This window comes from Candidatus Symbiopectobacterium sp. NZEC135 (genome assembly GCF_025962695.1).
On the sequence record NZ_JAGFPF010000017.1, the window covers coordinates 59,951 to 86,069 of the forward strand.

At 49.1% G+C, this 26,119-nt stretch carries 25 protein-coding genes and 3 pseudogenes; 7 read left to right on the forward strand and 21 right to left on the reverse strand.

What is annotated here, in order from left to right:
- Window positions 1–310 precede the first annotated feature (310 nt).
- On the forward strand, window positions 311–1,648 hold the full coding sequence (locus J5224_RS11160; protein WP_264625452.1) for an aspartate aminotransferase family protein: 1,338 nt from the start codon (window positions 311–313) through the stop codon (window positions 1,646–1,648).
- Window positions 1,649–1,698: 50 nt separating this feature from the next.
- On the opposite strand, the gene J5224_RS11165 is transcribed toward J5224_RS11160, so the two are convergent.
- The 8 genes from J5224_RS11165 to J5224_RS11200 all read right to left on the reverse strand — a co-directional run bounded on the left by J5224_RS11165 (window position 1,699) and on the right by J5224_RS11200 (window position 14,113).
- Window positions 1,699–3,120: a hypothetical protein gene (locus J5224_RS11165; RefSeq protein ID WP_264625453.1), complete on the reverse strand. Its 1,422-nt coding sequence runs from the start codon at window positions 3,118–3,120 to the stop codon at window positions 1,699–1,701.
- Between the two features lie 154 nt (window positions 3,121–3,274).
- Window positions 3,275–8,644 carry a S8 family serine peptidase gene (locus J5224_RS11170; RefSeq protein WP_264625454.1) on the reverse strand — a complete coding sequence of 1,790 codons (5,370 nt, stop codon included), beginning with the start codon at window positions 8,642–8,644 and terminating at the stop codon, window positions 3,275–3,277.
- Window positions 8,645–8,670: 26 nt separating this feature from the next.
- The gene (locus J5224_RS11175) at window positions 8,671–9,192 is read right to left on the reverse strand and encodes a DUF5625 family protein (protein WP_264625455.1); all 522 of its coding nucleotides are present in this window, start codon (window positions 9,190–9,192) and stop codon (window positions 8,671–8,673) included.
- 34 nt (window positions 9,193–9,226) lie between these two features.
- Complete coding sequence (locus J5224_RS11180) at window positions 9,227–9,373, reverse strand: hypothetical protein (protein ID WP_264625456.1); 147 nt, start codon at window positions 9,371–9,373, stop codon at window positions 9,227–9,229.
- A 22-nt stretch (window positions 9,374–9,395) separates the two neighbouring features.
- Window positions 9,396–9,917: a DUF5625 family protein gene (locus tag J5224_RS11185; RefSeq protein WP_264625457.1), complete on the reverse strand. Its 522-nt coding sequence runs from the start codon at window positions 9,915–9,917 to the stop codon at window positions 9,396–9,398.
- 202 nt (window positions 9,918–10,119) lie between these two features.
- Window positions 10,120–10,641: a DUF5625 family protein gene (locus tag J5224_RS11190; RefSeq protein WP_264625458.1), complete on the reverse strand. Its 522-nt coding sequence runs from the start codon at window positions 10,639–10,641 to the stop codon at window positions 10,120–10,122.
- 66 nt (window positions 10,642–10,707) lie between these two features.
- Window positions 10,708–12,129, reverse strand: coding sequence for an HlyD family type I secretion periplasmic adaptor subunit (locus tag J5224_RS11195; protein WP_264625459.1), 1,422 nt, complete (start codon window positions 12,127–12,129; stop codon window positions 10,708–10,710).
- A gap of 85 nt (window positions 12,130–12,214) precedes the next feature.
- The gene (locus J5224_RS11200) at window positions 12,215–14,113 is read right to left on the reverse strand and encodes a type I secretion system permease/ATPase (RefSeq protein ID WP_319802434.1); all 1,899 of its coding nucleotides are present in this window, start codon (window positions 14,111–14,113) and stop codon (window positions 12,215–12,217) included.
- Between the two features lie 66 nt (window positions 14,114–14,179).
- Here J5224_RS11200 and J5224_RS11205 point away from each other — a divergent pair, with 66 nt between their 5' ends.
- The 3 genes from J5224_RS11205 (at window position 14,180) to J5224_RS11215 (ending at window position 17,394) form a co-directional block, all read left to right on the forward strand.
- Window positions 14,180–14,398 (forward strand): helix-turn-helix domain-containing protein, encoded by a 219-nt coding sequence (locus tag J5224_RS11205; protein ID WP_264625460.1) that lies wholly within the window; start codon window positions 14,180–14,182, stop codon window positions 14,396–14,398.
- Between the two features lie 318 nt (window positions 14,399–14,716).
- Complete coding sequence (locus tag J5224_RS11210; protein ID WP_264625461.1) at window positions 14,717–15,883, forward strand: iron-containing alcohol dehydrogenase; 1,167 nt, start codon at window positions 14,717–14,719, stop codon at window positions 15,881–15,883.
- A gap of 302 nt (window positions 15,884–16,185) precedes the next feature.
- Window positions 16,186–17,394, forward strand: a complete 1,209-nt coding sequence (locus J5224_RS11215; protein WP_264625462.1) for an MFS transporter — start codon at window positions 16,186–16,188, stop codon at window positions 17,392–17,394.
- Between the two features lie 193 nt (window positions 17,395–17,587).
- Here J5224_RS11215 and J5224_RS11220 read toward each other — a convergent pair whose 3' ends face one another.
- Window positions 17,588–17,809, reverse strand: coding sequence for a hypothetical protein (locus J5224_RS11220; RefSeq protein WP_264625463.1), 222 nt, complete (start codon window positions 17,807–17,809; stop codon window positions 17,588–17,590).
- A gap of 147 nt (window positions 17,810–17,956) precedes the next feature.
- Window positions 17,957–18,055: pseudogene (locus J5224_RS35785) on the reverse strand (ash family protein); the annotation flags it as partial.
- Between the two features lie 595 nt (window positions 18,056–18,650).
- Between J5224_RS35785 and modA the strand changes: the two are divergent.
- The 3 genes from modA to J5224_RS11235 are packed head-to-tail and all read left to right on the forward strand — an operon-like array spanning window position 18,651 to window position 20,814.
- Window positions 18,651–19,406, forward strand: a complete 756-nt coding sequence (modA, locus tag J5224_RS11225) for a molybdate ABC transporter substrate-binding protein (RefSeq protein ID WP_264625464.1) — start codon at window positions 18,651–18,653, stop codon at window positions 19,404–19,406.
- Window positions 19,407–19,433: 27 nt separating this feature from the next.
- Window positions 19,434–20,219: an ABC transporter permease gene (locus tag J5224_RS11230; protein WP_264625465.1), complete on the forward strand. Its 786-nt coding sequence runs from the start codon at window positions 19,434–19,436 to the stop codon at window positions 20,217–20,219.
- The gene (locus tag J5224_RS11235; RefSeq protein ID WP_264625466.1) at window positions 20,203–20,814 is read left to right on the forward strand and encodes an ABC transporter ATP-binding protein; all 612 of its coding nucleotides are present in this window, start codon (window positions 20,203–20,205) and stop codon (window positions 20,812–20,814) included. Before J5224_RS11230 ends, J5224_RS11235 begins: the two co-directional genes overlap by 17 nt.
- 168 nt (window positions 20,815–20,982) lie before the next feature.
- Here J5224_RS11235 and J5224_RS11240 read toward each other — a convergent pair whose 3' ends face one another.
- From J5224_RS11240 to J5224_RS11290, 11 genes and pseudogenes are all read right to left on the reverse strand, one after another.
- Window positions 20,983–21,261 (reverse strand): type II toxin-antitoxin system Phd/YefM family antitoxin, encoded by a 279-nt coding sequence (locus J5224_RS11240; RefSeq protein WP_319802433.1) that lies wholly within the window; start codon window positions 21,259–21,261, stop codon window positions 20,983–20,985.
- A gap of 258 nt (window positions 21,262–21,519) precedes the next feature.
- Window positions 21,520–21,729: a hypothetical protein gene (locus J5224_RS11245; protein ID WP_264625474.1), complete on the reverse strand. Its 210-nt coding sequence runs from the start codon at window positions 21,727–21,729 to the stop codon at window positions 21,520–21,522.
- Window positions 21,722–21,853 carry a hypothetical protein gene (locus J5224_RS11250; protein ID WP_264625476.1) on the reverse strand — a complete coding sequence of 44 codons (132 nt, stop codon included), beginning with the start codon at window positions 21,851–21,853 and terminating at the stop codon, window positions 21,722–21,724. Before J5224_RS11250 ends, J5224_RS11245 begins: the two co-directional genes overlap by 8 nt.
- Before the next feature lie 41 nt (window positions 21,854–21,894).
- Window positions 21,895–21,987 (reverse strand): annotated as a pseudogene (locus tag J5224_RS11255) (host cell division inhibitor Icd-like protein); the annotation flags it as partial.
- Between the two features lie 10 nt (window positions 21,988–21,997).
- Window positions 21,998–22,129, reverse strand: a pseudogene (locus J5224_RS35550) (ash family protein); the annotation flags it as partial.
- 246 nt (window positions 22,130–22,375) lie between these two features.
- Window positions 22,376–22,624, reverse strand: coding sequence for a CopG family ribbon-helix-helix protein (locus tag J5224_RS11265; RefSeq protein ID WP_264625475.1), 249 nt, complete (start codon window positions 22,622–22,624; stop codon window positions 22,376–22,378).
- 229 nt (window positions 22,625–22,853) lie between these two features.
- Entirely contained in the window at window positions 22,854–23,177 is a 324-nt protein-coding gene (locus J5224_RS11270; RefSeq protein ID WP_264625467.1) for a helix-turn-helix domain-containing protein, read from the reverse strand.
- Window positions 23,161–23,520 (reverse strand): type II toxin-antitoxin system RelE/ParE family toxin, encoded by a 360-nt coding sequence (locus tag J5224_RS11275; RefSeq protein WP_264625468.1) that lies wholly within the window; start codon window positions 23,518–23,520, stop codon window positions 23,161–23,163. The genes J5224_RS11270 and J5224_RS11275 overlap by 17 nt, the downstream gene beginning before the upstream one ends.
- 288 nt (window positions 23,521–23,808) lie before the next feature.
- Window positions 23,809–24,093 carry a type II toxin-antitoxin system RelE family toxin gene (locus tag J5224_RS11280; protein WP_264625469.1) on the reverse strand — a complete coding sequence of 95 codons (285 nt, stop codon included), beginning with the start codon at window positions 24,091–24,093 and terminating at the stop codon, window positions 23,809–23,811.
- Window positions 24,083–24,334, reverse strand: a complete 252-nt coding sequence (locus J5224_RS11285) for a type II toxin-antitoxin system Phd/YefM family antitoxin (protein ID WP_264625470.1) — start codon at window positions 24,332–24,334, stop codon at window positions 24,083–24,085. The genes J5224_RS11280 and J5224_RS11285 overlap by 11 nt, the downstream gene beginning before the upstream one ends.
- A gap of 271 nt (window positions 24,335–24,605) precedes the next feature.
- On the reverse strand, window positions 24,606–25,646 hold the full coding sequence (locus J5224_RS11290; RefSeq protein ID WP_264625471.1) for a virulence RhuM family protein: 1,041 nt from the start codon (window positions 25,644–25,646) through the stop codon (window positions 24,606–24,608).
- Window positions 25,647–26,119 lie beyond the last annotated feature (473 nt).

Below are 26,119 nucleotides of genomic sequence, written 5' to 3' on the forward strand. Positions count from 1 at the left end.
TATTTTTAAGCACTAATCATGCCAACCCGTAAAGAAGCTTATGTTATGAGGTTTTATAGGCTAATAAAACAAGGCGTTGTTCAATTTCTGTGGTGTGGTAGGAAAGTAGTAATGCAAGATCAGGTGTGAAGAATTGCACTTTTTTGGTGTTTTATACGCATCAAAAAAGTGCAATTAAATGTATTTGTGTATTTAGTTGCTTTTCAATCCCGTTAGTGCGTAAGCTATTCCCATCCTGTTTATGCACGGTGTCTGACAGAAATACGGTGCTTAACCGAAATAGTGTGCTTAACCGAAATTTGGAGTCATCATGGCAACACGTTCAACTATTATGGATACCAATAGCTTTCGCGCAGAACACGCGGATGCGTTGGATGCCGAAACGCGCAAACTGACGGATAAGCGCAGCCAACTGCTCGGCGAATCCTACCGTTTGTTTTATCGCAACCCCGTGCATCTGGTTCGCGGTGCAGGGCAATACTTGTGGGATGCGGCAGGCGATAAATATCTGGATGTCTACAACAACGTCGCCAGCATCGGGCACTGCCACCCCGCCGTCATCGCCGCAGTGCATGAGCAGATGAGCCAGCTCAATACCCACACCCGCTATTTGCATGAACGCATTCTGGATTACACCGCCGATCTACTGACGACCGTGCCTGACGACATCAATAAAGCGATGTACATGTGCACCGGTTCGGAAGCCAACGATCTGGCGATCCGTATTGCCAAGGCCTACAGCGGCGGCACCGGCATCATCGTCAGTCAGGAGGCCTACCACGGCACCAGCGAACTGACCTCCGGGGCATCACCGGCACTGGGCAGCGGCCAGCCGCTCGCGCCCACCACTCGTCTGGTGCCGCCCCCCGATCGTTACCGCGTTAATGCGCCCGATTTAGGCGTCTGGTTTGCCAATGAGATCCAAAAACAGATAGACGACATGGCAGCGCATGGCATCAAATTCGCGGGTCTGCTGGTCGATTCGATCTTCTCTTCTGATGGCGTGCTGCCAGGGCCGGCAGGCTTTCTGAAACCAGCACTCGATGTGGTGCATGCCAACGGCGGCATTTTTATCGCCGACGAGGTACAACCGGGATTTGCACGCACCGGCGACAGCTTCTGGGGATTTGCGCGCCACGGCATCGTGCCAGATGTGGTGACGCTGGGTAAACCAATGGGTAACGGGATTCCGGTGTCTGGCCTGCTGGCCAAAGCCGATGTGTTGGCTGCCTTTAGCGATGAAATCCCCTATTTCAACACCTTTGGCGGCAACCCGGTTTCCATGGCGGCAGCGCAGGCGGTGTTGCGCGTGATCCGCGAAGAGAAATTACAGGAGCACAGCCTGATTGTTGGCGAAAAACTGCGACAAGAACTGGCACGCCTTGCCGATCGCCATGAATGCGTAGGCGATGTGCGCGGAGCTGGGCTGTTTATCGGTTTCGAGTTGGTGAGCGATCGCGCCGCCAAAACCCCTGACAAAGCACTGGCGCTGGATGTGATCGAACGCCTGAGAGCCGAGCGCGTGCTGACCTCGGTGGCGGGCCCTTATGGCAACGTATTGAAACTGCGTCCCCCCTTGGCGTTTCAGGAACAGGATATCGACTGGCTGGTCGGGTCGTTAGACAAGGTGCTGAGTGCCGTGCGTTAATGACGTTGGCGCACGTCCCTCGTTCAAGCGGGAACGTGCGCCAAAACCGATCACTTCACCAGCGTTACATCGTCAAAGGCAAAGCGTTTTTTCTCACCGGCTTCGTGATAACCGATACGAATAAACACGTGCAGATCCTCAAGATAAGCATAATCACTGCTCATCGGACGACCATCACCGCGATCGTCAGTACAAGTGAATTCCAGATAACGACCGGGAAAATGCGGGCTAATGGCTGCGGCACTGCGCCATGCGTTATCTGAACGGCACTGCTGACCGGTCGATTTGTTATCGCTCTGGCTATTCTTCCAGCGATACTCCGTGCCCGCCGCCGGAGGCAGAACAAACGTGTTTTCCAACGAATTGCTGATCACCGGTTTTTCTGCCAGCGAGTCCCATTTCTTAACGTCCACGATATTAAACAGACGGACATGCTGTGAATAAAACACCACGCTACCCAACGTCATTTTATCCAACGTCAGTACGGTTCCGTCCGGTAGGACATCCATTTGCACCACAAACGCGGCGAGATCCTCGCCCGGTGATTTTTGGGAATAGCTCAGGCGCTTAAATGTCGGGCGCAATGGCGGCGCTGCAAGCGCCTGTTTCAACGTATCCGTCACGCTCTGTGGCAGTGAATGGCGTTGAATCGGAGCCGGATCGTTTTGCGCAAAATCAGGTCGTAACGGCAACTCCTCCGCCATCGGCTTTTCACGCCATGTCAGCGTGCCGTCGCCGCTAAGCTGGCGAATATCGTTAACCGCGCAAAGCCTTTTGGCGAGCGCGGTTTCCTCAGCAGAAAGCGCAGTGAATGCAGGGTTTGCTTCAGACTGGCTATCCGTTATGTGCCCCTGATTATCCAACGCTAACTGATTAAGGGTTTGGCCCTTATCCCGTGCGCAGTCAAAAACTTTATCCGTTATTTTCACGGAATAGGGCGCGAGGTATTTCTCATCTTGATGGATACGCGCGTAGTCCGTTGCAAGACGCACCTGAAGCCGATCGCCCTCTCGCGCACTGTTGGTCACATCAATAAAGGGTCGGTTACCCTGAGCATCGGCTTTCGCAAGCGCAACCCATTTGGGGATCGGAACCTGTTGTTGGCACACATTCAGTGCCGGGTTGGTGCTGTAGGGGCTGTCCGCCTCAGGCTCGAACGGCATGCCGGGGACATAACGCGCCAGTGAGCCCGCGCCATAGACCCGAACGCTTGGCCGGTTTGGTACGGGAGGGGTAATACTGGCAAACAGGTGTGTTTTTTGGCCGGTATCGCAATCGACATTAAGCCATAAATCCGTCGTGCCATTCCCCAGCGTGGAAATACGAAAAAGGGCGTTAATGGCATTGCCCACTCTCACGGTATTGCCGGGCACCAAGGTCACATCCTTGATAACCACTTCAGGCAATTGTGGCTGTGCAAACGCCGGTGCAGACAGCACCCATCCCAGAGTCAATAGTGTTAGCCGCTTCATCGCGCATCCTGTTATTTCATCATTCCATTACCCGCCCGCTATCGGGCAAAACGCGCTACATGATGCAATTGATTATCAAAGGCTGGCAACGGGCATGCTCTGATTTTTATGCACTAAAGGCCCATGATACTGCGTATCATGGGCCTGATTGCTATCAGTGACAATTTGCTGCTAACACCGACTGGAACCGTTGTGGTGTTGTGTCAGCGAGCCGTGAGGTTACAGGTGCCGACGGCGCGAAAGTCGCCATCGCTTGCACCAGATAGTCCACATTATTGGTCATCAACCGCTGAGCGTTATCAGACACACTGGCAACGGATGGTCCAATTAACGCTGCACGTTTAGGTCTTATCGCCGTCGGCACCACATTTGGCACCGGTTGAGCAAAGAGGAAATCAGCCGCACTGACCTGCGAGGTATCCAGACTATCGAGGTAGAGCAAATTCACATCTGAGTCTGCGCCATTGGCTCCCTTGTGTCTGACGTCAACACCATGAATCTGTGACAATCCATTGATGGTGCCACGGTTTTGTTTAACGACGGTGAGTTGGTTGAAGTCGGTAACACCGATTTCGCGTAAATCTATTTTATCAATGCCGTGACGAAAACCGCGCAAAGCATTCTGATAGTGGTTAACACCGGGTTGAGCCTTAACCACAAAAACATCAGACGCCGCGCTATCACGACTATAAACCGTACCACTCAGGCTAAAAACCATCTGGCCCTGAGCATTGGTTGTCAACATAACACCTTTAGCGCCCCCGTGAAGGATCACGGTTCCCAATCCGGCCGTGGGTTGGGCGACTGTAGCGCCACTTTCTGTATAGGTTTTTGGGGCAATAAACGTATTTTGGAAGGTGAAATGTTTTGCACTGATACCAGCAATACCCTGATTTTTTAATGTAATAGTCTGATTTTTGCCTAAATCGACTTTTACATCTCGCCCCTGCTGCGTTAGCCGAAGATTAGCAAAGGTTTTTCCGGTAAAGCCGACCAAGTCGATAGTTTCATCGCGAGCAGCCTGAAAGTTAGTAATGATATCGCTGCCCGCATCACGGCGATGTACCACAAAACAGTCCTTTCCATTCCCCCCAGTCAACGTGTTGTTCCCACGCCCACCGTCCAATAGTGCATTACTGTTACCCGCAACCAGCACATCGTTTCCATCCCCCGTGGCGATATTGTGAATGTTTGCCGGGTTTCTTATCGTCAATGCCGCACCGCCAATGCTGGCAGCCCCTGTGAGCAGGTTTATGGACGTATCCCACGTTACTGCCGCTGCATTAAGGGTATTTCGTCCTCCTGACACGCCATTAACGGCATCATCCAGCACTTTACGATTGGCTTGACCGCCGATTAACGCACTGTATTCGTCGGTATAAAAGTAAGTGTCGTCCGGCGAGCGCTTGCTGCCGTATAACCGTAGTGACCAGGCATTTAAGGTAATGGGTAACCCAGAGCGTGCATCCGTTGCCTGAAGCGTCCAGTTACCTGCCGAATGCTCACCCATATCATGGGTCGACATAAAGCTGTATTTGAATACCCCCGATTGGCGACTACCGAGATCAGTTGCACTGGCTCCAGGCATCCCATCGGGAATTTTTCCTTGTCGATTGAGTAACACGCTTTGGGTGCCGTCAGGAGAGATGAGTTTAAGGGTTAAATCGCCAAGGCGGCCAACCCGTGCGTCGATATCGATTTCTGCATGCTCAACCGTTAAACCGGCCTTTATCGCAAGAGATTCCGTTATCGTTCCGCCTGCATTTACCGTTTTGTTGATGTTCCCGCTGGAGGCGCTGTAAACAAACTCATTAGCCGCCGTGTTTTGTGTCATCCAGGATTCGGACAGGCGCACAGCGGCACGCGCATCGACAATGCCAAAACCGTAATCATTGCTGGTGTGCATCCCCCCACCGTTCCAATGACGACTGCGGTTATCACTCCATGTGGTAGAGGGACCATTGATCTTGCGCGCAGACAGCGCAAGGATCTGCTGTACATCCCGATAGCCGAGATTAGGGTTAGCCTCAAGCATTAGCGCAACAATGCCAGAGACAATCGGTGCCGCAAAACTGGTACCTTGCATGCTGCTGTAATTGTTGCCAAACGTTGAGCCTCGTTCGGTTTCGAGCCGATGGCTGGTTGACATCACATTGCTTCCGGGAGCCGAAATCAGCAGACTGGCCCCCGGGTTTGAGAAGGGGGATGATCCTATCTGCAGCGTCGATAAATCGCCCTCTGCATTAATGGCCCCCACCTCCACGGAAAAACGATTGTTACTGGTCAATGATCCTTGCGCATTGCCCCCGGATGCACGCTGATTGCCACCGGCGGCGACAATAACAGTCCCTAACCCTCCCCGCCCATTCGCCGCCGCATACTGTGCATTCATGCTCAGCGACGTGCCGGTGTGGATTGAACCATCCTGAAAATTGCTCAGCGCGAAGTCGTTGGTAAACCCCCAACTATTGTTAGCAACATCGAAACTAACCATGTGCCCCAAACCGGCAAGATCGGCACCACGGCTGGTGAGATGATAGCCACCCAATGTTGCCCCATGGGCCACACCGACACCGCCGGTAGTGTTCTTTGTCGCCACCATCACACCCGCGACCATGGTGGCATGATTAGAGACCTCCTTGGGCAATGTGCCACTGTTTTTTTGCGTCTCAAGCCAGGTTTTATCAATGTTGGCGACAAGATCAGGATGGGTGATATCAACGATTTCGGGTTCGGTAGCAAACTCACCTCCCGGTTCAAACTGACCAATACGTACCCCTTTGCCGGAGTAATCTTTCCAAACCGGCAATATATTGGCATCACTCAGATACCATTGCTGGGCAGCCAGCGGGTCTAGAGGCACATCAGGCGTTAGCAACGCAACGGCAGCCCGCATGGGGGCAGTTTTTCCACCATTGAGATTGACAACGGTGGCGGAGGGATTCCCGGCAGTGTCTGATACACCATATTTGAAACCCATTATGCCGGTATAGCGCGCATCGGGTGTGAATAACACATCCCCTTGCGCATTAAGGCTAACCGTTCCCCCTAACGCATCGCCAACGCCAGCAATGCGCAATGCGCCTTTGCTATTCAGTTGCAGATCGTTGGCTAACAGACTTTGCGCGGAAATCACATGGGCTTGAGTTCGATTGAAATCCTTGCCGTCCTTATTTTTTCTCAGCGCATCTGCGACAGGCATTGCATTTGGGGTATGTAAATCAACGGATGAAATATCGGAGAAATTAAGTTTTTGGATATTTTTCAGCGTTACTGTGCCATCTCGTTTCGCCACTTTATCCGCAACCTGATACCCCGTGGCTGTGCGAGTGATGTTGTAGTCACCATAGTTGCCGTGCAGATTGACCGCATTCACTCCGCCATCACCATCGATAACTGCATTACCATGCCCGACTTCAATGATATCGTCTCCTAAACCACCGAAGATGTTATCTGCGCCACCACCGGCATAGATGATGCTGCCCGCTTCAGCGGCATAAATGGTGTCCCCTTTTGGACCCGCATAGATAACCGCCTTACCGCTACCGCCAATCAGGGTGTTGTGCCCGCTGCCGCCGACCAGTACATCGTTGCCCATACCGCCGACCAGCATTGAATCACCAGAACCGCCTTTGATAAAAACACCGTTGACACCCCCACTTCTGATGATGTCTTTACCGCCCCCTCCTTGTGCCATGATCAAGCCCGCCTGAGCCAGGTTCAATTCCATGCCCTGGTTGCCAACAATGATGGCCGTATCGCGCCCCCCATTGCCATGAATGTTTTTGGTATCATCGGAGGCACTGATAACAAAAACATCGTCAGCGGCACCGCCAATATAGGTATTGCTGCCCGCACCTCCTGCCAGCCAACTGCCGGTGCTGGCGGCGATCAATCTGTCATTACCGCTTCCACCGTGTAGATTGCGTACCCCCAATTGTGCTGCGTCCAGCGTTTCACCCACCTTGCTTTTACTGACGTAAGCCGTCGTGGTGGATCCCTCTGCGGTTGACGTCACTCGCGTGCCTGCGCCCTGAACACTCAGGGTGCTACTGAGCGGATCGCCAAGAAAATCCACGGAGAGCATTTCTCGATTTTTGCCGTTAAGGGTGAACGATCCGCTGGCGGTGATACGGTTTCCGAGACGAACCTCTGATTTATCCGTGGCGTGAATGTTAATGTTGCTGATGCCCAACGCCGCCAGCGTTTTAAGCTCCCCGGCATCGACTTTCGCATCGTGGGTACCATCAACCCAAACCCGTAATTTTCCCCAAACGGGATCCCGTGCATCAATGACACCGTCTTTATTCGCATCTTCACTGGCTAACGCGGCAAAGCCATTTTTGAATGTCTTGTTACCCGCCAGCCCATGAGAACCAGCCTCACCACCGTAATACTCTGAAAACATCTGGCTGGCATTGGTTATTTGGCCGTTTCCAGGATCGCGCACCAGAATCCCGGTATGCCTGTCTGCCCAGCCGGTACGCTTAAGTGTGCCGCTGTTGTCAGTATCAAACAGCACACCGTCACGAATGTCAGTCAATTGGACGCCATTACCGCTCAGATCCAATAACAGCGGATCGACATATACGTTATGGGTCATTAACGCGGACAAGCCGTTCAGCATCGCGGCATTGTTCAGGCACTGTTGAGGCTTGTTGGCATCCGGGGTCTGATAAAAGCGTGACAGGTAAGTGTTCGGCCGTGCGTTCGGGTCACGTTGGGTTGCACCGGGACGAATACCGCCCGTGGCGAGGCTGGACATTTGGGTTGAGATAAAATCGGTTTTATTGAGCATCCCGCCGGAGGCAAAAATATGGTGTGTCGCCGAATGGTCGATATACCCATTGATGACGTCCTGTGTTGCTTTATTTTCTCCTTCAATATGTTGCTGTGGCTGGGGCGAGGGTTTGATGTCAATACCGATCAGGCTATTTCCCGTTGTGGGGGAAAGCCTCTCTTTATCGCTGAGCCATAAGCAGGCGTCAAGCCCCCTCTGTTGGTAATATTCACCGTGGCGTGTCAGGTCATCACGGATAATCTGTGCGCCATTGTTATACAGAAGATTGTGCAATGCCGCGACATTATTATTGGGAAACAAATTTCCCTCAAAATCTCTTTTGTTATAGCCAATCGCTTTTAGTGAAGTAAAAACAAAATCGACACAGCTGTTGGTGAGTACGCGATAGCGGGTAGCATCAAAGCCTGCTGTGTTTGGATCTTTTGAGAAGTCTAATAATTTATCGTAGTTTTCTTTGGTTAGGGCAACGGTGACTTCATACGATGTATTTTGGTAGGCGGCATTATCAAACGTAGTTAGCTTTCCTTCCCCACGCATTTCATTATACATTGACTCAAAACCGACACTTTTTTCCTCACCGCTGCCATCGCTTAACACATACCACATATGCCCACCCCGAGACTGATCGATCTCACCGGCTTTGTGCCCATTTTTATCGGCTTGATAAACATAGGGTGTATCCTTAGGAGAAACCTTATAGGTCACAGTGTATTTCTTTTCCATAATTAAACTCCTTTTAAAGAAAATACTTAGATTTTAGGTTCGTAGTAAGAAACATGAACAAAGCTATCAACACCTCTGAAATCAGCAGCTCCTTTTAATATTGTAATAGTCGCTGAATAATGACCAGGAGATAAAGATAAAATCTTTATATTTCGACCATCAGTAGAAACTCTTCTTCCTTGGAAGAAAAACGAATAGCTCCACCAACTTCCCACTGTTTTCATTTCATCATCAAAATAAACCCTCCCATCTTTTACAAGGTTAAGTGCTACAGGGATAACAACACCATTTTTATGAAGATCACCGATCAATGCTGTTCTTCTTAACATTTCTTCATGATTTATCCAATTTTCAAACAGCAGCGCGAACTGATAATCCCCCATTTTATGGATAGTAAAATCAAAGCGTACTGATTGTCCTGAACACGTTACATCGATAGGCTGTTTTATACTTAGAGGATCCGTGCAGGCGACTAGCCAGAAACAGGCCATCATTAGCACTGCATTGCGCCATTGCTTTAACGCTTGCACACTCATTGTATATTTCATTATATTTTCCTTGTTTAAAAGCAAACAGGTTTTCCTAAAAATTCTTTTTATTGCGAAAAGTTACTTTTAATAACACCAGAAAATAGCCCCATCTACTGCACTGCTCTCGGGTTAATTCAATGGTGATCTCGTAAGCGGTTTTTGGGTAGGCGGCATAACCCGCTGTATCGTTTTTCATCATCACAACTCCTATGTTAGATTACTCAGATTTTGGGATTAAAAAAATCGACATCAAAAAAAGACAAGATGTCGTTAAATTCAGGGGTGTCACTAAGCATGGTCACCGTTGCTTGATAGTTCCCAGGGGGTAATGTCAGTACATCTAAATTACGCACCGCAGTGTTTATTTCTTTTCCTTCATATTTGATATGCTGGGTCCATCCTGTTCCAGTTGATTTTATTTGCTTATCAAAAAACACATGTCCATCTTTAACAATGACCAGAGAAACCGGGAGTACAATGCCCTTCTCATTCTGCTCCCCAAATACAGCAAAACGCCGGTTCATTTCAATAAGTCCACTCCCGGTATAAAACAGCAAAGCAAAGCGATAATCTCCTTTTTTAGGGATGTTAAAATCGAAACGTGCCGTTTGTCCTGCGCGCGTCACATCAAGTGGTTGATAGAGATGAAGCGGATCCGTGCAGGCCACTAGCCAGAAACAGGCCATCATTAGCACTGCATTGCGCCATTGTTTTAACGCTTGCACACTCATTGTATATTTCATTATGTTTTCCTTGTTTAAAAGCAAACAGGTTTTCCTCAAAATCCTTTTTATTGCGAACAATTACTTTTAATAACGCCAGAAAATAGCCCCATCTACTGCACTGCTCTCGAGTTAATTCAATGGTGATCTCGTAAGCGGTTTTGGGTAGGCGGCATAACCCGCTGTATTGTTTTTCATCATCACAACGCCTATGTTAGATTAATCAGATTTTTGGATTAAAAAAATCAACATCGAAAAAAGACAAAATATTTTTAAACTCAGGGGTATCACTAAGGATGGAGACCGTTGCCTGATAATTACCGGGGGGTAATGTAAGTATACTTAAATTACGAACTGTCGTGTTTATCCTCCTCCCGTCATATTCGATAGATTGCCCCCACTCAGTTCCAGTTGATTCTATTTTCTCATCAAAAAAAACGTTACCATCTTTAACAATGAGTAAAGAAACAGGAATCACAACACCCTTTTCTTTATACCCGCCGAAAAGATCGAATCGTCTGTTTATTTCACTGGGAGCACTCTCGGTATCAAACAGCAAAGCAAAGCGATAATCTCCTTTTTTAGGGATGTTAAAATCAAAACGTGCCGTTTGTCCTGCGCGCGTCACATCAAGGGGTTGATAAAGATGAAGCGGATCCGTGCAGGCCACTAGCCAGAAACTGGCCAGCAGAATCATTTTATTTTTTCGATATCCTAACCACATTATTACCGTTGCGATGGTCATTTCACATTTCCTTGTAAAATGGGATTACAGAAAATTGAATTATTTAGGATATGCCTTGGGTATCAACTATCGTTCGCGCAAACCTTCATCCAAATAGGCCTGTAACGGGCTTAAGAAAAAATCAATGACCCTGCGCTGATCGGTTTTTATTTCCGCTGTCACGCTCATGCCGGGTAATAGTGGGACGCGCCTGCCATTGATCACTATATGGTTGGTCTTTAGGCGAATGCGGCTGCTATAAACCAATCCCTGCTTTTCATTTTCAATGGCATCATTCGACACATTAAGCACTTCGCCATCGACAGTTCCGTAACGGGTAAAGGTAAAGGTTTCCACTTTGACCGTGACGGCTTGACCCACATGAACGAACCCGACATCTTTGTTTTCCAACACGGCTTCAATCTCTACCGGTTGATCGACGGGAACGATGACCATCAGCGGTTGTGCCGGGGTCACCACGCCCCCCACCGTATGAATGGCTAATTGCTGAACGGTGCCGTCTACCGGCGCTCTGAGGCTGGTCAGTGTTTCCTGATAACGCGCCTGAGTCAGCGCTTGGACTCGGCTGGCGACCTTCTGATCGGCCTCCTGTTGTAGATCAAGCATGGCCCTTCGATTTTGCGCAACAACCGCTTCTCGTCGGCGCCGCGCTTCATCCAACGCGGCGGTAAACTGCTGCACGTTGGACTGTTGCACGCTGAGTTGACGCTGTAAGTCCAACCGTGTTTGCTCTTTTTCCAGATATTCATGTCGAGAAACATAGTGCTTTGCCAGCAACTGTTGGTAATCCTCAGCCAGCAGCGTGACGATAGGTAACGTTCGTTGCAGGCTGCTAACCTGGGCCTCGGCAGATTGCATTTCGGCACGGCGTTGCTGAATTTCAGCATCGACTAAAGCCAGACTGCTACGGTATTCCTGATATTGACCTTGCAGCCAACGCTGGGCACTCAGCACTTCATCCTGACGGGCATTGGCGATCGTCCCTAACCTCAGTAACGTGTCAGCCTGCAGTGGTTGATTAATGGCTTCAAGCATGGCGGCACTGCGTGCACTGTCGATACGCGCAGCTAACAGCTCACTTTCGATGCGGCTCACATCAGCACTGACCACCGTGGGATCGAGCTCCACCAGCAGTTCACCTGCTTTCACGACCTGACCGTCATTAACATGGATGGCTTTGACCACCGCCGCTTCGCTGGGCTGAATCAGTTTGGTTTTGCCACTAGGCACTACCTTTCCTGATGCCACTGCCACGATTTCTATCGTGCCGATACAGGCCCAGAGCAACCCCAAAGCAGCAAAACTGATGATACTCCATATAAAAATCCGAGGGGCAGGATGAACGGGGGTTTCCTGTAATGCTAACGCTGCGGGCAAGAATTGCAGCTCATGAGCAACTCTTGGCGCTGCATCCATACGTTTACGTTGCCGCCAGGCTTGAGCCCATACATGACAGTAACGCCGTAGCAAGGAAAACGCGGCGTTCATGCTAAAAACTTACGGGTGTGTTGACATCCATATAAACCAATCATGACGCTCTCCATTAAGGGCTATGTGCATGTTGATATCATCTTTAACACTGCTGCATTCGGTACAATTTGGCGTAGTGGCCCTCGGGATGCGTCACCAGCTCATCATGCGTGCCTTGTTCCACGATTTGACCACGATCCATGACCAGGATACGGTTTGCGTGGCGTACGGCTGACAGCCGGTGAGCAACAATAATGACGGTGCGCCCTTCGCAAATACGCTGCATATTCTGCTGAATGATACGTTCAGATTCGTAATCCAATGCGCTGGTGGCTTCGTCAAAAATTAAGATGCGGGGGTCACCGATTAGCGCCCGGGCAATCGCCACGCGTTGACGCTGACCGCCAGAGAGTGATGCGCCGTGTTCGCCCACAACGGTATCGTAGCCCTCTGGCAGTTCCAGAATAAACTCATGGGCTCCCGCCATGCTGGCGACATGCATGACCTCATCAATGGGAATGCCAGGATCGCTCAACGCAATATTTTCTCGAATACTGCGGTTGAATAGCATGTTATCTTGCAGCACTACACCAATTTGCCGACGCAGTGAGGAGACGTCAGCTAACGCCAGGTCCATCCCATCTACGATGACACGCCCGCGTTCTGGGACATAAAGCCGTTGTAACAGACGCGTTAACGTACTCTTTCCAGAACCAGAGCGCCCCACCACACCAATAACGTCTCCTGCATTAATGGTAAGATTGATACCCTGCAACACTTCAGAGCCATCAACCCGATAACGAAAATGGACTTGTTCGAATGCAATGCTCCCACGCAGTGGCGGCAGGGTACTGCGCGTAGCCTGAGACAGCTCAGTGCGGGAATTAAGGACATCGCCCAGACGCTGTACGGAAACCCCCGTTTGCTGAAAACTGGTCCACAGTTGTGCCAGGCGCATGATAGGGCCGCTGACATGGCCTGCCAGCATATTAAAAGCAATCAGTTCTCCCACCGACAGATGTCCATCGATCACCAGGCGAGCGCCGAGCCAGAGTGTAGAAACTGTAACGAGTTTGCCAATCAGCGATACACTTTCATTGGCGAGCGTAGACAGGAACTGTGTTTTGAAACTTGCTTCGACATAAGCGGCCATCTGGTTATCCCACTTACGCACGATCTGTGGTTCAACCGCCATTGATTTTAAGGTATCGATCCCGTTAACCGTTTCAACCAAAAATGCTTGATTTTCAGCGTTACGCGTAAAACTGTCTTGTAAACGTATTCGTAAGAGAGGGGTCACCAACAATGAGACGAGCGCATAAAGTGGCAAAGACACCACGACAATGAGGGTCAGCCAGCCGCTGTAGGACAGCATCACCAGGATAAACGCCATGGAAAAAAGGACATCTATCATCACGGTAATTGCGTTACCCGTTAGAAAACTGCGAATATTTTCTAACTCGCGTACACGCGCAACGGAATCACCTACTCGTCTGGCCTGGAAATAAGCAAGAGGTAAATTGATTAAGTGTCGAAACAGACGGGATCCCAACTCCACATCAATTCGACTGGCGGTGTGAGCAAATACATAGCTACGGAGTGCGCTCAGCGCTGATTCAAATAACATAATGCCAAGCAGGCCTGTTGCTACAACATCCAATGTAGTTAGCCCTTGATGTACCAGTACTTTATCCATTACCACCTGAAAGAAGAGCGGGGTCACAAGGGCAAAAAGCTGCAAAGCAAAAGACCCTACAAGCACCTCCCCCAACAGCCTACGGTATTTAACAATTGCAGGGATAAACCACGTAAAATCAAAGCGCGAGGATTCTCCAGGTAGTGCGTTACTCGAACACACCAGCACGAGTTGCCCGGACCAACGATTTTCAAGCTGGCCAAAATCAATAATGTCGGGATGTAGCGACCGAGAGTCATGAATCAGAATGTGTTTTTCATCTTGCGTCAGAGAAATCCAACGTATAAAAAAACAGATTGCACAGATAACGTTCTACTTTGGGTGGGTTATAATGATGAATCACTGAGATAGCAACAACGGGACAGCGTCGATATGCAGAATACCAGAGATATTACGCGACGCTTTGGACAACGCATCAAAACGTTGCGCGCTCAGGCCGGGCTCACGCAGATGGCACTGGCCAGTCGGTGCAATCTGGATCGTACTTACTTAAGTGGCATTGAACGTGGTGTCAGAAATCCAACCTTAGAAATCATCAGTATCATCGCCGCAGGACTCGGTATTCCGTTAACTGTGCTGTTCGACTATTGATTCTCCCCCATCATTTCCTATTTCCCCTCCGTTCCACGCTTTCCAGTACAACGCCTATCTTTGGTCAGTATTAAACATCTCGAAAATTAGTTGTAAAAACAATGTCACTTATTGTTAAAAACAATCGCATATAATGTGATGTAAATCAAAGTTCATCACCGCTATTCCCTTACACTGCCCACAGATGTTCACCCTCTGCTTTTGTTATCCCTATCTGGTGCTGCTTAATGTTGGCGCTAAGTAGCTATTTTTTAACAAAATAACCAGAAACTCTGATGAACATACTGACAGCCATCATTTATAAATAGGGGAAATTGTATGTCGACATATTATTTTCTACCCACACGAAATGTATTTGGTGAGGGCAGCGTTCAGGAAGCGGGCAGTCTTGCAAAAACGTTAAATGCTAAAAAAATCCTTATTGTCACCGATGCCTTCCTTGCCAAAAGCGGAATGGCGGATAAGGTGGCTGAAATTTATAAAAAGGCAGGTATTGGCGTTCATATATTTGGCGGTGCAGAGCCGAACCCGACGGATAAAAACGTTGCCGAAGGCATCAAGTCTTATCGGGAAAATGACTGTAACGCGATTGTTTCTCTCGGTGGCGGCTCGTCGCATGACTGTGCGAAAGGGATTGGCCTTATCGCCGCTAACGGCGGAAATATTCGCGATTTTGAAGGCGTCGATAAATCGATCAACGACATGATCCCACTGATGGCGATTAACACCACGGCGGGCACTGCGTCGGAAATTACCCGTTTTTGTATTATTACCGATACAGAACGCAAAGTTAAAATGGCGATTGTTGACTGGCGCGTTACACCACAAATATCCATTAACGATCCGGAATTAATGGTCGGGATGCCGCCATCACTGACAGCAGCGACCGGGATGGATGCATTAACCCACGCCATTGAAGCGTATGTTTCTACCATGGCAAACCCGCTTACCGATGCCGCCGCCTTAAAAGCCATCAAAATGATCACTCAATATTTGCCGAAGGCGGTTGCCAATGGTGAATATATGAAAGCCAGAGACAACATGGCTTACGCGCAATATCTGGCGGGGATCGCTTTCAACAACGCATCATTGGGCTATGTGCATGCCATGGCGCATCAGCTCGGCGGTTTTTATAATCTGCCGCACGGCGTGTGTAATGCCATTTTGCTGCCGTATGTTGAATCCTTTAACCTCATCGGTAACCTTAACCGGTTCAGAGATATCGCCGAAGCCATGGGGGAAAAGGTGGATGGCCTGTCGACAGATGAAGCCGCATTGAAATCCATTAGCGCGATTCAACGCTTAGGCCAACAAGTTGGCATTCCGCGCGACCTTAAGAGCCTTGGCGTCAAACCGGAAGATTTCGCCATTATGGCTGAGAACGCGAAGAAAGACGTTTGCCAATTAACCAACCCGCGCAAAGCCACCAAAGAGCAGGTTATTGAGCTGTACCGTCAGGCCTATGAAGGCGAGGCGATTCTGTAATCAATAACATCGTCAGAGGGGTTACCGGTGCGGCAGGAACGTTGAGTCCGACACAACGCGCAGGTAGCACCCTCTACAGCGTTAACCCGATTCCCCTCTCCGTATTTTCATCGATCATCGCTAATAGGCATTGTCTTCAATCTGCCACTTTTCGCAAAAGTGTTTTTTATTTTTCTACGTTTATCTCCCCGCTTAATCACTGCAGAATGCCGAGTTCAAATCGCAAGCGCTGATGGATGCCTGTATTTCCGGGGCGATTCAATGCTGGTGGCGTTCAAATCGCAACGATTAGGAACCAAATCATGTCTATAAGCGGTACAGCTTCACAGAACAATTCAACCCTGCCATTGCTCTCGCTCGCCGTTGGCGCATTTGGTATTGGTACCACCGAATTTGGCCCAATGGGTATGCTCCCAACCATCGCTCAGGGAATGGACGTATCCATCCCTACCGCAGGGATGCTGATTTCTGCTTATGCCATCGGTGTGATGATCGGCGCGCCGGTGATGACGCTGCTGTTCGCCCGCTGGCCGCGCCGCAGAGCATTGATAGCGCTGATGGCAATCTTTACTCTGGGCAATCTGGCCTCCGCCATGGCCCCCAATTACACCAGCCTGGTGATTGCGCGGATCATTACCAGCTTAAACCATGGGGCATTCTTTGGTATTGGTTCGATTGTGGCAGCAAGCCTCGTGCCACGTGAGAAACAGGCCAGTGCCGTTGCCGCTATGTTTATGGGGTTGACCATCGCCAACATCGGCGGCGTTCCCGTGGCAACCTGGTTTGGGCAAGTGGTCGGGTGGCGTGAATCGTTTTTGGGTATCGCGTTGTTGGGCGTTGCTGCAATGTTGTCATTAGGCGCTTTCCTGCCCAAGGGCGGCCACGGAGAAAGGCCCAATGTGCGAGCCGAACTGCGCGTACTGACGCAGCCCGTGGTGTTAGTGATTCTGGCAACCACCGTTATGGGTGCAGGTGCCATGTTCACGCTCTACACCTACATTGCGCCATCGCTCGAATCCATTACGCAGGTGTCTCCCGGCTATGTGACCGGTATGCTGGTGTTGATTGGCATTGGCTTCACCCTCGGTGCCAAATTAGGCGGCAAGCTGGCAGATCGTTCGGTAAAAGGCTCACTGATGGTATTTTTAAGCCTGATCGCCATCAGCATGGTGGCATTCCCCTGGCTGGCAACCACCAAGGCAGGTGCAGCCATCGGCTTGGTTGTCTGGGGCACCGCGACTTTTGCCGTGGTCCCGCCGTTGCAAACCTGGGTAATGCGTGAAGCGACAGGTGCGCCAGGGCTGGCCTCATCGGTCAACATCGGTGCGTTTAACCTCGGCAACGCGCTGGGTGCCGCGTTAGGCAGCGCCGTGCTGAACCTCGGCTGGAGCTACGGTGTCGTTTCCATTTCTGGTGCCGTGCTGGCGCTACTCGCCCTGCTGCTGGTGCTGACGCAAATTAGGCGCAAGCAAACGGATGCGGCTCGGGAAGGGACGACCGAAGTGTGTTGAATCAGGGAGTGTGAAAAGGAGTACTCTGCCACAGACGGTCACCGTATATCGCTGCTGTTAGTGTCTGTTCTCTCATGGCTTACCACTTCTTTTTTCAGGCATCATTCACATCAAGAATGGGAGACATTTGCCGATCGCGAGTGGCGGGCCCGTTAAAACTGAAAAGCCACCCTGAGGTGGCTTGATGTTCATGCTATTGCCTGGCTACCACACTCACGCCACGTGCTCCCTTGTCAGCAATATCGCCACAAGAATACGGCGCATTCAACGACACATGCAGAGACTCCAGCCGTTCCGCCAGCATAAAACTGAGGATCTCTTTTACCTCGGGGTTTTCCAGCGCTATCACCGCATGTGCTAACGCACGGCACTGATCGGTGATTTCTTCCACGGTTAAAGGGGCAGCATCAAACATATTGCACCGCCTGAACGGGCAGAAGCGAAAAGCGGGATTTCTCCACAATAAGATCCGCAAAAGAAAGAAGGGGGAATCGCGGGTATAGCACGGTTGGGGTGGTAGCCATTGGGCAGTCTCCATTGAGTAACAAGCGTCACTACCACCAGAGCTGCAAATCTCATGGGTGGTAGCCCAGACAAGGTTTGCAGTACCGGCCTCAATGGATACCGGCCAGCCCGAGGGCTGCCCTGCCTGAGCCACCATTGTTTGGATGCATTGCGGTGTGAAAAAGGCCGCATAACAAACAGGCGTGTCAGGTCATTGACGTAAAAAAAGACGCATGGCGCGTCCTACGTCACCATTGAGTGCTCGGGCTGCAAATCCCGGCTGCCGATTTTGCGGCAGCAGAAGAACTATAGCGTTTTAGGGGATGAAGAGGCAAGTTTGAGGAAGTGCTGTGAGCGTGTCGGAGAGGCTATGTTTAAGCCGCTGTTGCCTGCGGCTTGTCAGCCCGTATTACTGATTCAATTCACGCAGCAAATGCCGCCTGCTCCATGAAAGTATGACAGATACAACGATGTCGATGCCATAAACATGTCACGCCAATAGGGTTAAAAAAAACCGTTTCGTCGACATATCATTGCTACCCGTTCAGAAGACATTGCGGAACAATCCCCCGGATTCAAACCTTTCCAACGCAGATAACCCCGGTTCAACATGACTAAGATCATCCTTTTGCTACTTTTGCTTTAGTGCAATCCCGATTACTTTGCCTGTCGTTATGTAATGTAATATATAGGGATCTAACGATTCGTTCGGCTATCCCTTTCCAAGACTGTTAACGATAAGAGAATTCCCCATGCCTAAACGCTTAATAAAATCCCTTATGCTGCTGCCTTTACTCATGGCCAGCTACACAGCCAGTGCGGTCGAGTTACATCTGTATGCCGGAGCTGGGTTGAGACAGCCAGTAGAATCCGTGGTAGGAGTGTTTGAAAAAAACACTGGCCATAAGGTGGTTATTGAATACGGCGGTTCAGGGCAAATTCTCACACGTTTTAATCTGACCAAAACGGGAGATGTTTTTCTGCCGGGTTCTGAAGATTACGTTGAAAAATTACAGCAAGACGGGCAAGTAACGTCTTCTTATCCTCTGGTCTATCACACCCCGGTGATGGCCGTCAGGAAAGCAACCGGTGGAGACGTTAAAACGTTGGCCGATCTTGCTAAAAGTCATTTAAAAATCGGCATGGGTGACCCCAAAGCAATTGCACTGGGAAAAAGTGGAGAACAATTGCTGGTCGCCAGCGGTTATGAGAAAGAACTGAAAGAAAAAGTGGTTGTACAGGCAACCACCATCAAACAATTGCTGATTTACTTAATGAACGGCGATGTTGATGCTGCGGTTATTGGGCTTTCTGATGCGATGAAGAATCAGGATACGCTCACGCTGTTACCTTCCCCGGCAGGAACCCCGGAAGAAGTGGCCACTATCGCCGTTTTAAAAACCAGTACCCACCCAGATGCCGCCAAACAGCTTGCTGAATTCTTTGCGTCACCGCAGGGCATCAAGATGTTTACCGATCAAGGCTATCTGCCGATTAAGAAGCATTAATTGCATCTGAGTCGGGTAGATAACTGAATGGCTAAGCTGGCATTAATACCGCTGGTGCTTCTGCTTTTTTTGATTGGCGGATCGCTGCTTGCGCTGTTTTCCCAGCTTAGTTTTACTCAGTTTGTTCAATTATTATCGGATGATGAAATCCAGTTTGCGCTGTTGTTGTCTGTCAGCACAGCGCTAACATCGTTATTGCTATCGAGCGTAATAAGCCTTCCTGCCGCCTGGGCCATGTCTCGCCTTTCATTTCCAGGAAAGAACATAATAAACATCCTACTGGATTTACCCATGGTCATGCCACCATTGGTCGTGGGAATTGGTCTATTGCTCCTTTTGGGGCAAGAAGGGTATGTAGGGCAGTTAGTTCCGACACTCTCTAAATGGTTATTCTCCCCCTTGGGTATCATCATTGCGCAAACCTACGTTGCCTGTTCAATACAAACGCGCAATGCCTACAGTGCATTTATTTCCATTTCACCGCCTTATATACATACGGCATATAATTTAGGTCTAACACCGCTAAAAACGTTTTTTCTGGTTGAAATCCCCCTCGTCTGGCGCTCATTACTGAGCGGCTGTGTGTTGGCGATGTCGCGTGCGCTGGGTGAATTCGGTGCCACGCTGATGTTAGCTGGCGCAACCAGAATGAAAACGGAAACCTTACCGATTGCGGTTTTCCTGAATATCGCCAGCGGTGATTTCTCTTTGGCTGTCGGCTGCGCCCTATTGCTGATTATCTTTTCGATTTTTCTCTTAGTGATACTGCATTTGTTGCAACAACGAGGAAGGCTGAATGTTAAAGGTGAATAATCTTTGCTGCGGCATTCTGGAAAATGTCAGTTTTTCAGTGGAAAAAGGTAACTGCACGGCTATTTGTGGCCCCTCTGGCAGTGGAAAAACAACGCTCTTGAACGCTATTGTTGGGAATATTGATTATCGAGGTTCCATATCAATAGCCGATCAATGCATCGATAAACGGCCTATCTGGCAGCGTCCTTGTCGTTATTTGAATCAGCACTTGTATTTATTTCCCTATTTATCGGTTGATAATAATTTGCGCCTTGCTCAGTACGCGGCCAAAAAACCACAGGCCAGTGAGAAACGTCACGACCTGTTAAAATTACTTGAAATAGAGCATTTGGCTAAACGCTATCCAACACAAATTTCGGGCGGGGAGCAACAGAGAGCAGCCCTGGCGCGGGCATTGATCAGCGAGCCTCAGATTCTGTTACTTGATGAACCCTTCTCCAGCCTCGACTGGCCCGTGAGGTTACGGCTATGGCAGGCACTGAAGGAGATACAGCAGATTTTTTCGGTAACGCTGTTGTTAGTGTCGCATGAACCTCGGGAAGTTGAGGCGTTAGCGCAACAGCAGTTGAGCCTTTGCAAAGGATGTCTTTTATAGGCTTTCTGCGCTTCATTTAGCGATACGACAAGAGTACAAGGCGGGAGCCTTCTGATGCCGCAGTCGCTCCGGTTTCCCTATACTGTGAAGCAGTTGTCGAACACGTTCGAACTTTTTTTGTCAGTATCACACCGGTCATTAAGGCCATCAGCGCCGTTCTGGATAAACTTAATATTCCACTTCGACAAATTCACCACGCTCTGCTTGTTTCATGGACTCATTGATCTGGGCGGTATTTGCAGGGTTGCTGAACAAATAGAGCGTCTCCATCAGCGCTTCATACTCTTTGGCATCAACCATAACAATATCAGGTGCATCACGACGAATAATGTGGACAGGTTCAGCATTATCAGTGACACGTTTCATGATTTCGACAAAATGTTTACGGGCATCGATATAATTAATTGCATGCATATAGTCTACTCCCTTCTGTTGACTGACAGCCACATCACTTGTACCTGATTAAGGTCACTTTCCCCCTCGTTAATGTTAAACAAAGAGCATGCTTCAGCGCCAACAGTTGATGATTGGATTTGATCACATTTAATTTTATTTTTAATTGGTTAAATGACTACAAAGCAATGTATTGCTCTTTATCTTACCTAAAAACCGGCCTGCGCCGGTTTCGTTTACGGGATGATCCGTCAGGTTTATCAGCTTCTGATAGCAACGCGACAACCAAACGCATACAAGTGCTAACGCGGGTTACGTGGCAAAATGTTGGCATTCCCCAAATTCAGGCCGAAACCTTCCCCTTGTGCCAACCACACCGCTGTCCGTTTCAGGTGGTTCCGGGTTTTGCAGCGTAATAGCCAGCAACTCCAGCCGTTCCGCCAGTACAAATGTCAGCACTTCTTTCGCGACCGGGTCATCCAGCTCAATCACGGCATGGGTCAGCGGCGTGGCATCAAACATGGCATACCCCCTCAGCAAAAGACAGCATAGTGCCACGATGCGACAAGCCACGAAATTTGGCGCGGCGCACTGCCAGAAACGGAAAGGTAAATTGTGGGTGTGACGAGATTGGGGTCGTAGCCATGTGGCATTCTCCTTGAAGTAACGGTTATCGCTACCACCGAAGTTCTCACACTTGGGTGGTAGCCCAGACGAGGGTGAGAAACCGGCCTTCAAGGGAACCGGCCAGCCCGAAGGCTGCCCCGCCTGAGCCACCATTGTTTGAATGCTACAACGTCGAAAAACGTTGTATTACATGCAGGTATGCTAAGGCCACGACACAAAAAAAGACGCTAGGCGCGTCCGGTGTCGCCTTGAAGTAACTCGGGTTCTCACGCCCGGCTACCGATTTTGCGGCAGCAGAAGGACTATAACGTCAAGAGGACTGGCAGGCAAGCCCAGCCAAACGAATGAGATTTTTCCATGAATTGAAAGGCCCGCATAGCTCACTGGGTGATATGCCACCTGTTATCTATGCGCGGCAAAAATTGGCCGGAGATCCTCATTGGCGGTGGTACTAAAAACCGGAGGGACTACACTGACTGGCAAACCCATAAATACGTTCCAGGTCATCCTTTGCCTTTTGCCTCCAACGGATTTCCATTGATTATGATTTTTTCAGTTTGTTGGCGAAATCGATGACATCTGCATGGCTTACTACTCTTCCCGTATCGACATCAGCAAGACCTTTCAAAATCCGCTGATGTCGCCGCTCTCTCTCTTCAATCATTGCAGTCAGCGCTTCTTTAATCACCCAGCTTTTGGATCTATCCAGCTCAATAGCCAGGTTTTCAACCGCAGCAGCAAGTTCGGCGGGTATCTGAGCACTGATCGTCTGTTTTGCTGATTGTCCTATGAGTATCACCTTTTAATAAAAGTTAATAACACTTATTTAAATAGCATGATTTTGTTAGTGTCACTATCTGTGGCAAATACCATATCAGTATCCCTGTTACGTCATGCTATTGGGATAGGGAGGGAAGCAGTGAACTTCAGACTTAAAAAATGCCACCCGAATAACAAAGCCATTTAATTATTTAACATTGTTAATAAAGTAAAAGCTATTTAGCTAAAATTAAAAAATATCAGACCAACACCTTCAATCCAAACTTCTGTACCACACTAAGCAGTTTCAACGACAACCCGTTAGGGCGTTTAACGCCGCTTTCCCATTTCTGCACCGTCGAAACACTGGTGTTCAGGTAGCTGGCGAAAACTGGCTGGCTGACGTTTAGCTTCTCACGCAGTGCCTTAATCTCAGTGGGTTGAAGATCGTCCACGCTGTTGAGACACGCTTTGTCAAAGTTGCGCATCGTTTCCTGTGGGATAGCATCGACGCTGAATAATCCAGAAGCTGCGCTATGGATAGCCTCGAATGCAGGACTCTTGAATTTACTTTTTGCTGTCATGGCAGATCTCCACCAGTTCTTTACTCTTAATCAGCGCCGTAATTTTTTCATCGGCAAGGGTTGCGTAATGCTTCGCCAACTCGCGGAATCCGGCCAGTTCACCATTATCGATATTTGCCATATCCTGCTTGGCATACAAGAACGTGTAAAACCAGTGCTGTCCACCTTTCGCCAGTATGATGGCGCGATCGCGATTCTGGTTCAGCCGCTTCTTATAAACACCACCACCGAGATCGTCAGCTTTCCCTTGCATCACCGCCTCAATAGCCTGACATAACTCGCTATCCTTGATGGCATGCGATTTGGCCGCCTTACTGAACCATTTGGTTTTGAATACACGCATCAGGCCGACATCCTGTCACCTTAACTATAGCACTTAGTGCTAGATTACTCTTTTTTCTGGCAGAGTTAAAGCAATCACGCACCTAAAGATAAAATCATTCTCATTTGTTCCGGTTCGGTTCCGTGCGTCAGGTCCAAACCAAACATCAACTTTAGCCATCCCCCCAATAAAATGATTTTATGAAAAACTATTCACCTTCGATTTTTATATTTATTTTTAATATGTTAAATGGTGAATAGTGGGTGAACAGGTGACGAGTTACTCTTAACCTTTTAGCGCTAATTTGGCTTAGAGTCTGTTTTTTGCCGCCAGATAAACCGGTGAGCGTTCCCGCTTACCCACCGCTAAAACCAGCACCACAATCTCCTGATCAATGACCTGATACACTAACCGATAGCCAGCAGAGCGGAGTTTTATCTTGTAGCAGTCGGGCATACCGTGCAGCCGGTTGGCGGGAACGTGGGGATGTTGCAAAACGTCTTTCAGCTTTTTGCTGAACTGCTCACGCAACGGGGCAGCCAGCTTTTTAAATTCTTTCAGGGCGTGTTCTTCAAACTCAAGACTATAGCTCATCCAGATCAACCTTAACCCGCTTCCCTTTCATCCTTGAACGGGCGATTTCAGCGAGTTCGATATCTTCCTGATACTCTGCCAGCGCTTCCCACAATTCCGGCGAAACGTAGTAGCCAGAGATACGGCCATTGGTAAGCACGGCAACGGGTTGGCCGTTGGCTTCTTTAAGTGCAGCATTCGGTGATTTTTTGAAATCACTGATACTGACAGCCGCATTAGCAAGGATAGGTTGCACAATCATAATGACACCTTTAGTATGATATTTGATACTGAATTTAGCACTAACCTCATCAAGTCACAAGATAGCAGCGCATGCTTAGCCGCCATCTTCGTCAGTTGTATTCTGATCGGCGAATGTGACCGACTGCATCGGGATAAATTGAGTGACAGCTTTCAGAGGTTATTTGATCAGGAAAACATCCCCGGCGTTCAGGAAACGCTAGGCTGATGAGTCATGTCAGTGCAGGAACCTCAGTGCTGTATTCTTCCTTGAGTTTGCGCATGCGGAATACTTATGGCACATCCTTAGCTTTCGGGCTGGCTTGCCACTGTAATAGTTCAGTGATATCCCGTTCGCCCTCTGCTTCTTTTAAATGGCGCTGTTGCTCAGCAAAGTGTTCATATTCAACCTGTGCCTTGTCATCTGCCATTTTCTTGCTGATCGTACCTGCACCTTTTAATACATCACGATCGTTGAATTGCAGGAATTGATCTAATTTTTCCTGCCAGTCACGTAGAAATATCTGCTGCCGACGTCTGGCCTGATCTTCAGCAAAATCCAGCCACATATTGACCACGCGGTTCAGTTCGTCAACTTCGCTTTGGTTGAGATAATTTTTAGCGACAGTGACATCCCCTTTACGCACTTCATCACCCTTGAAGCTGGTCAACCCCATATGAGGAAGACTGGCATTGGCGCGTCGGTGAATAAGCTCAGCAGCCGTTTTCCCGGTACAGGCGAAATGCAGTTTATTCTGGATAGTCTGGAAAAAGAGAGTGGTCTCTTTTAGTGAGGGTTGATAATCCGCTGCAAGGGCAAAGATTTCCCGTACCCGTAAATAGACGCGCCGTTCACTGGCCCGAATATCACGGATGCGTTCCAGCATCTCACCAAAGTAATCAGGCACCACTGACGGGCCGACTGGTGGATTTTTCAGCCTCTCATCATCCATTACAAAACCTTTAATCAGGTATTCCTGCAAGGTCTGCGTAGCCCATTGACGGAACTGGATGCCTCGGGTTGAACGAACACGGTAACCGACGGCCAGAACCAATGACAGATTAAAGTGTTGAACTTGATAATTTTTTTCATCGCTGGCAGTTGTTCGGTAAAACCGAACAACTGAATTTTCATCCAATTCACCATCTTCAAAGATGTTTTTGATATGCTCACTGATAGTCGATTTGGCTTTACCATATAACTCACCGATCATCGCCTGTGATAACCATAACGTATCGTTTTCGAAACGGCATTCAATACGTATTTTGCCATCCTGACTGGTAAACATGATGAATTCACCGGCGGGGGCTTGAGGTAAATGTTTATCTGTCATACTGCCTCCGTTTTTATGGTCCATCAGCCAGATGGTGATATCCGGTCAGTGAAAAACTCAAGCCCCTTTCAACATATCAAACACCACCCGTGCAAAACCTTTTACCAGTTCAGGGTCCGACAGATATTCCATCATCATGTCCTGCTGCGCGTCATTACTATCCAGCACCGCGTCATCAATGGCTTTAGGGAAATCACCCAGCGTGGCCTGTTTAGGCCCTCCCTGTTGGTATATGCATTATCGAACCGGAAATACCATCATCTGTACCAACAACTGTTGGTAGATGTACGTTGAAGTCGGTTGACCCTGAGAGAGTTAATATAGCGGGAAAGGGGGATAAATACTGGATTTTCAGACATAAAAAAAGACCTCAGTTGAGGTCTATTTACATACTGTTGGTGCCGAAGGCCGGACTCGAACCGGCACGTCTTTCAACGGTTGATTTTGAATCAACTGCGTCTACCGATTTCGCC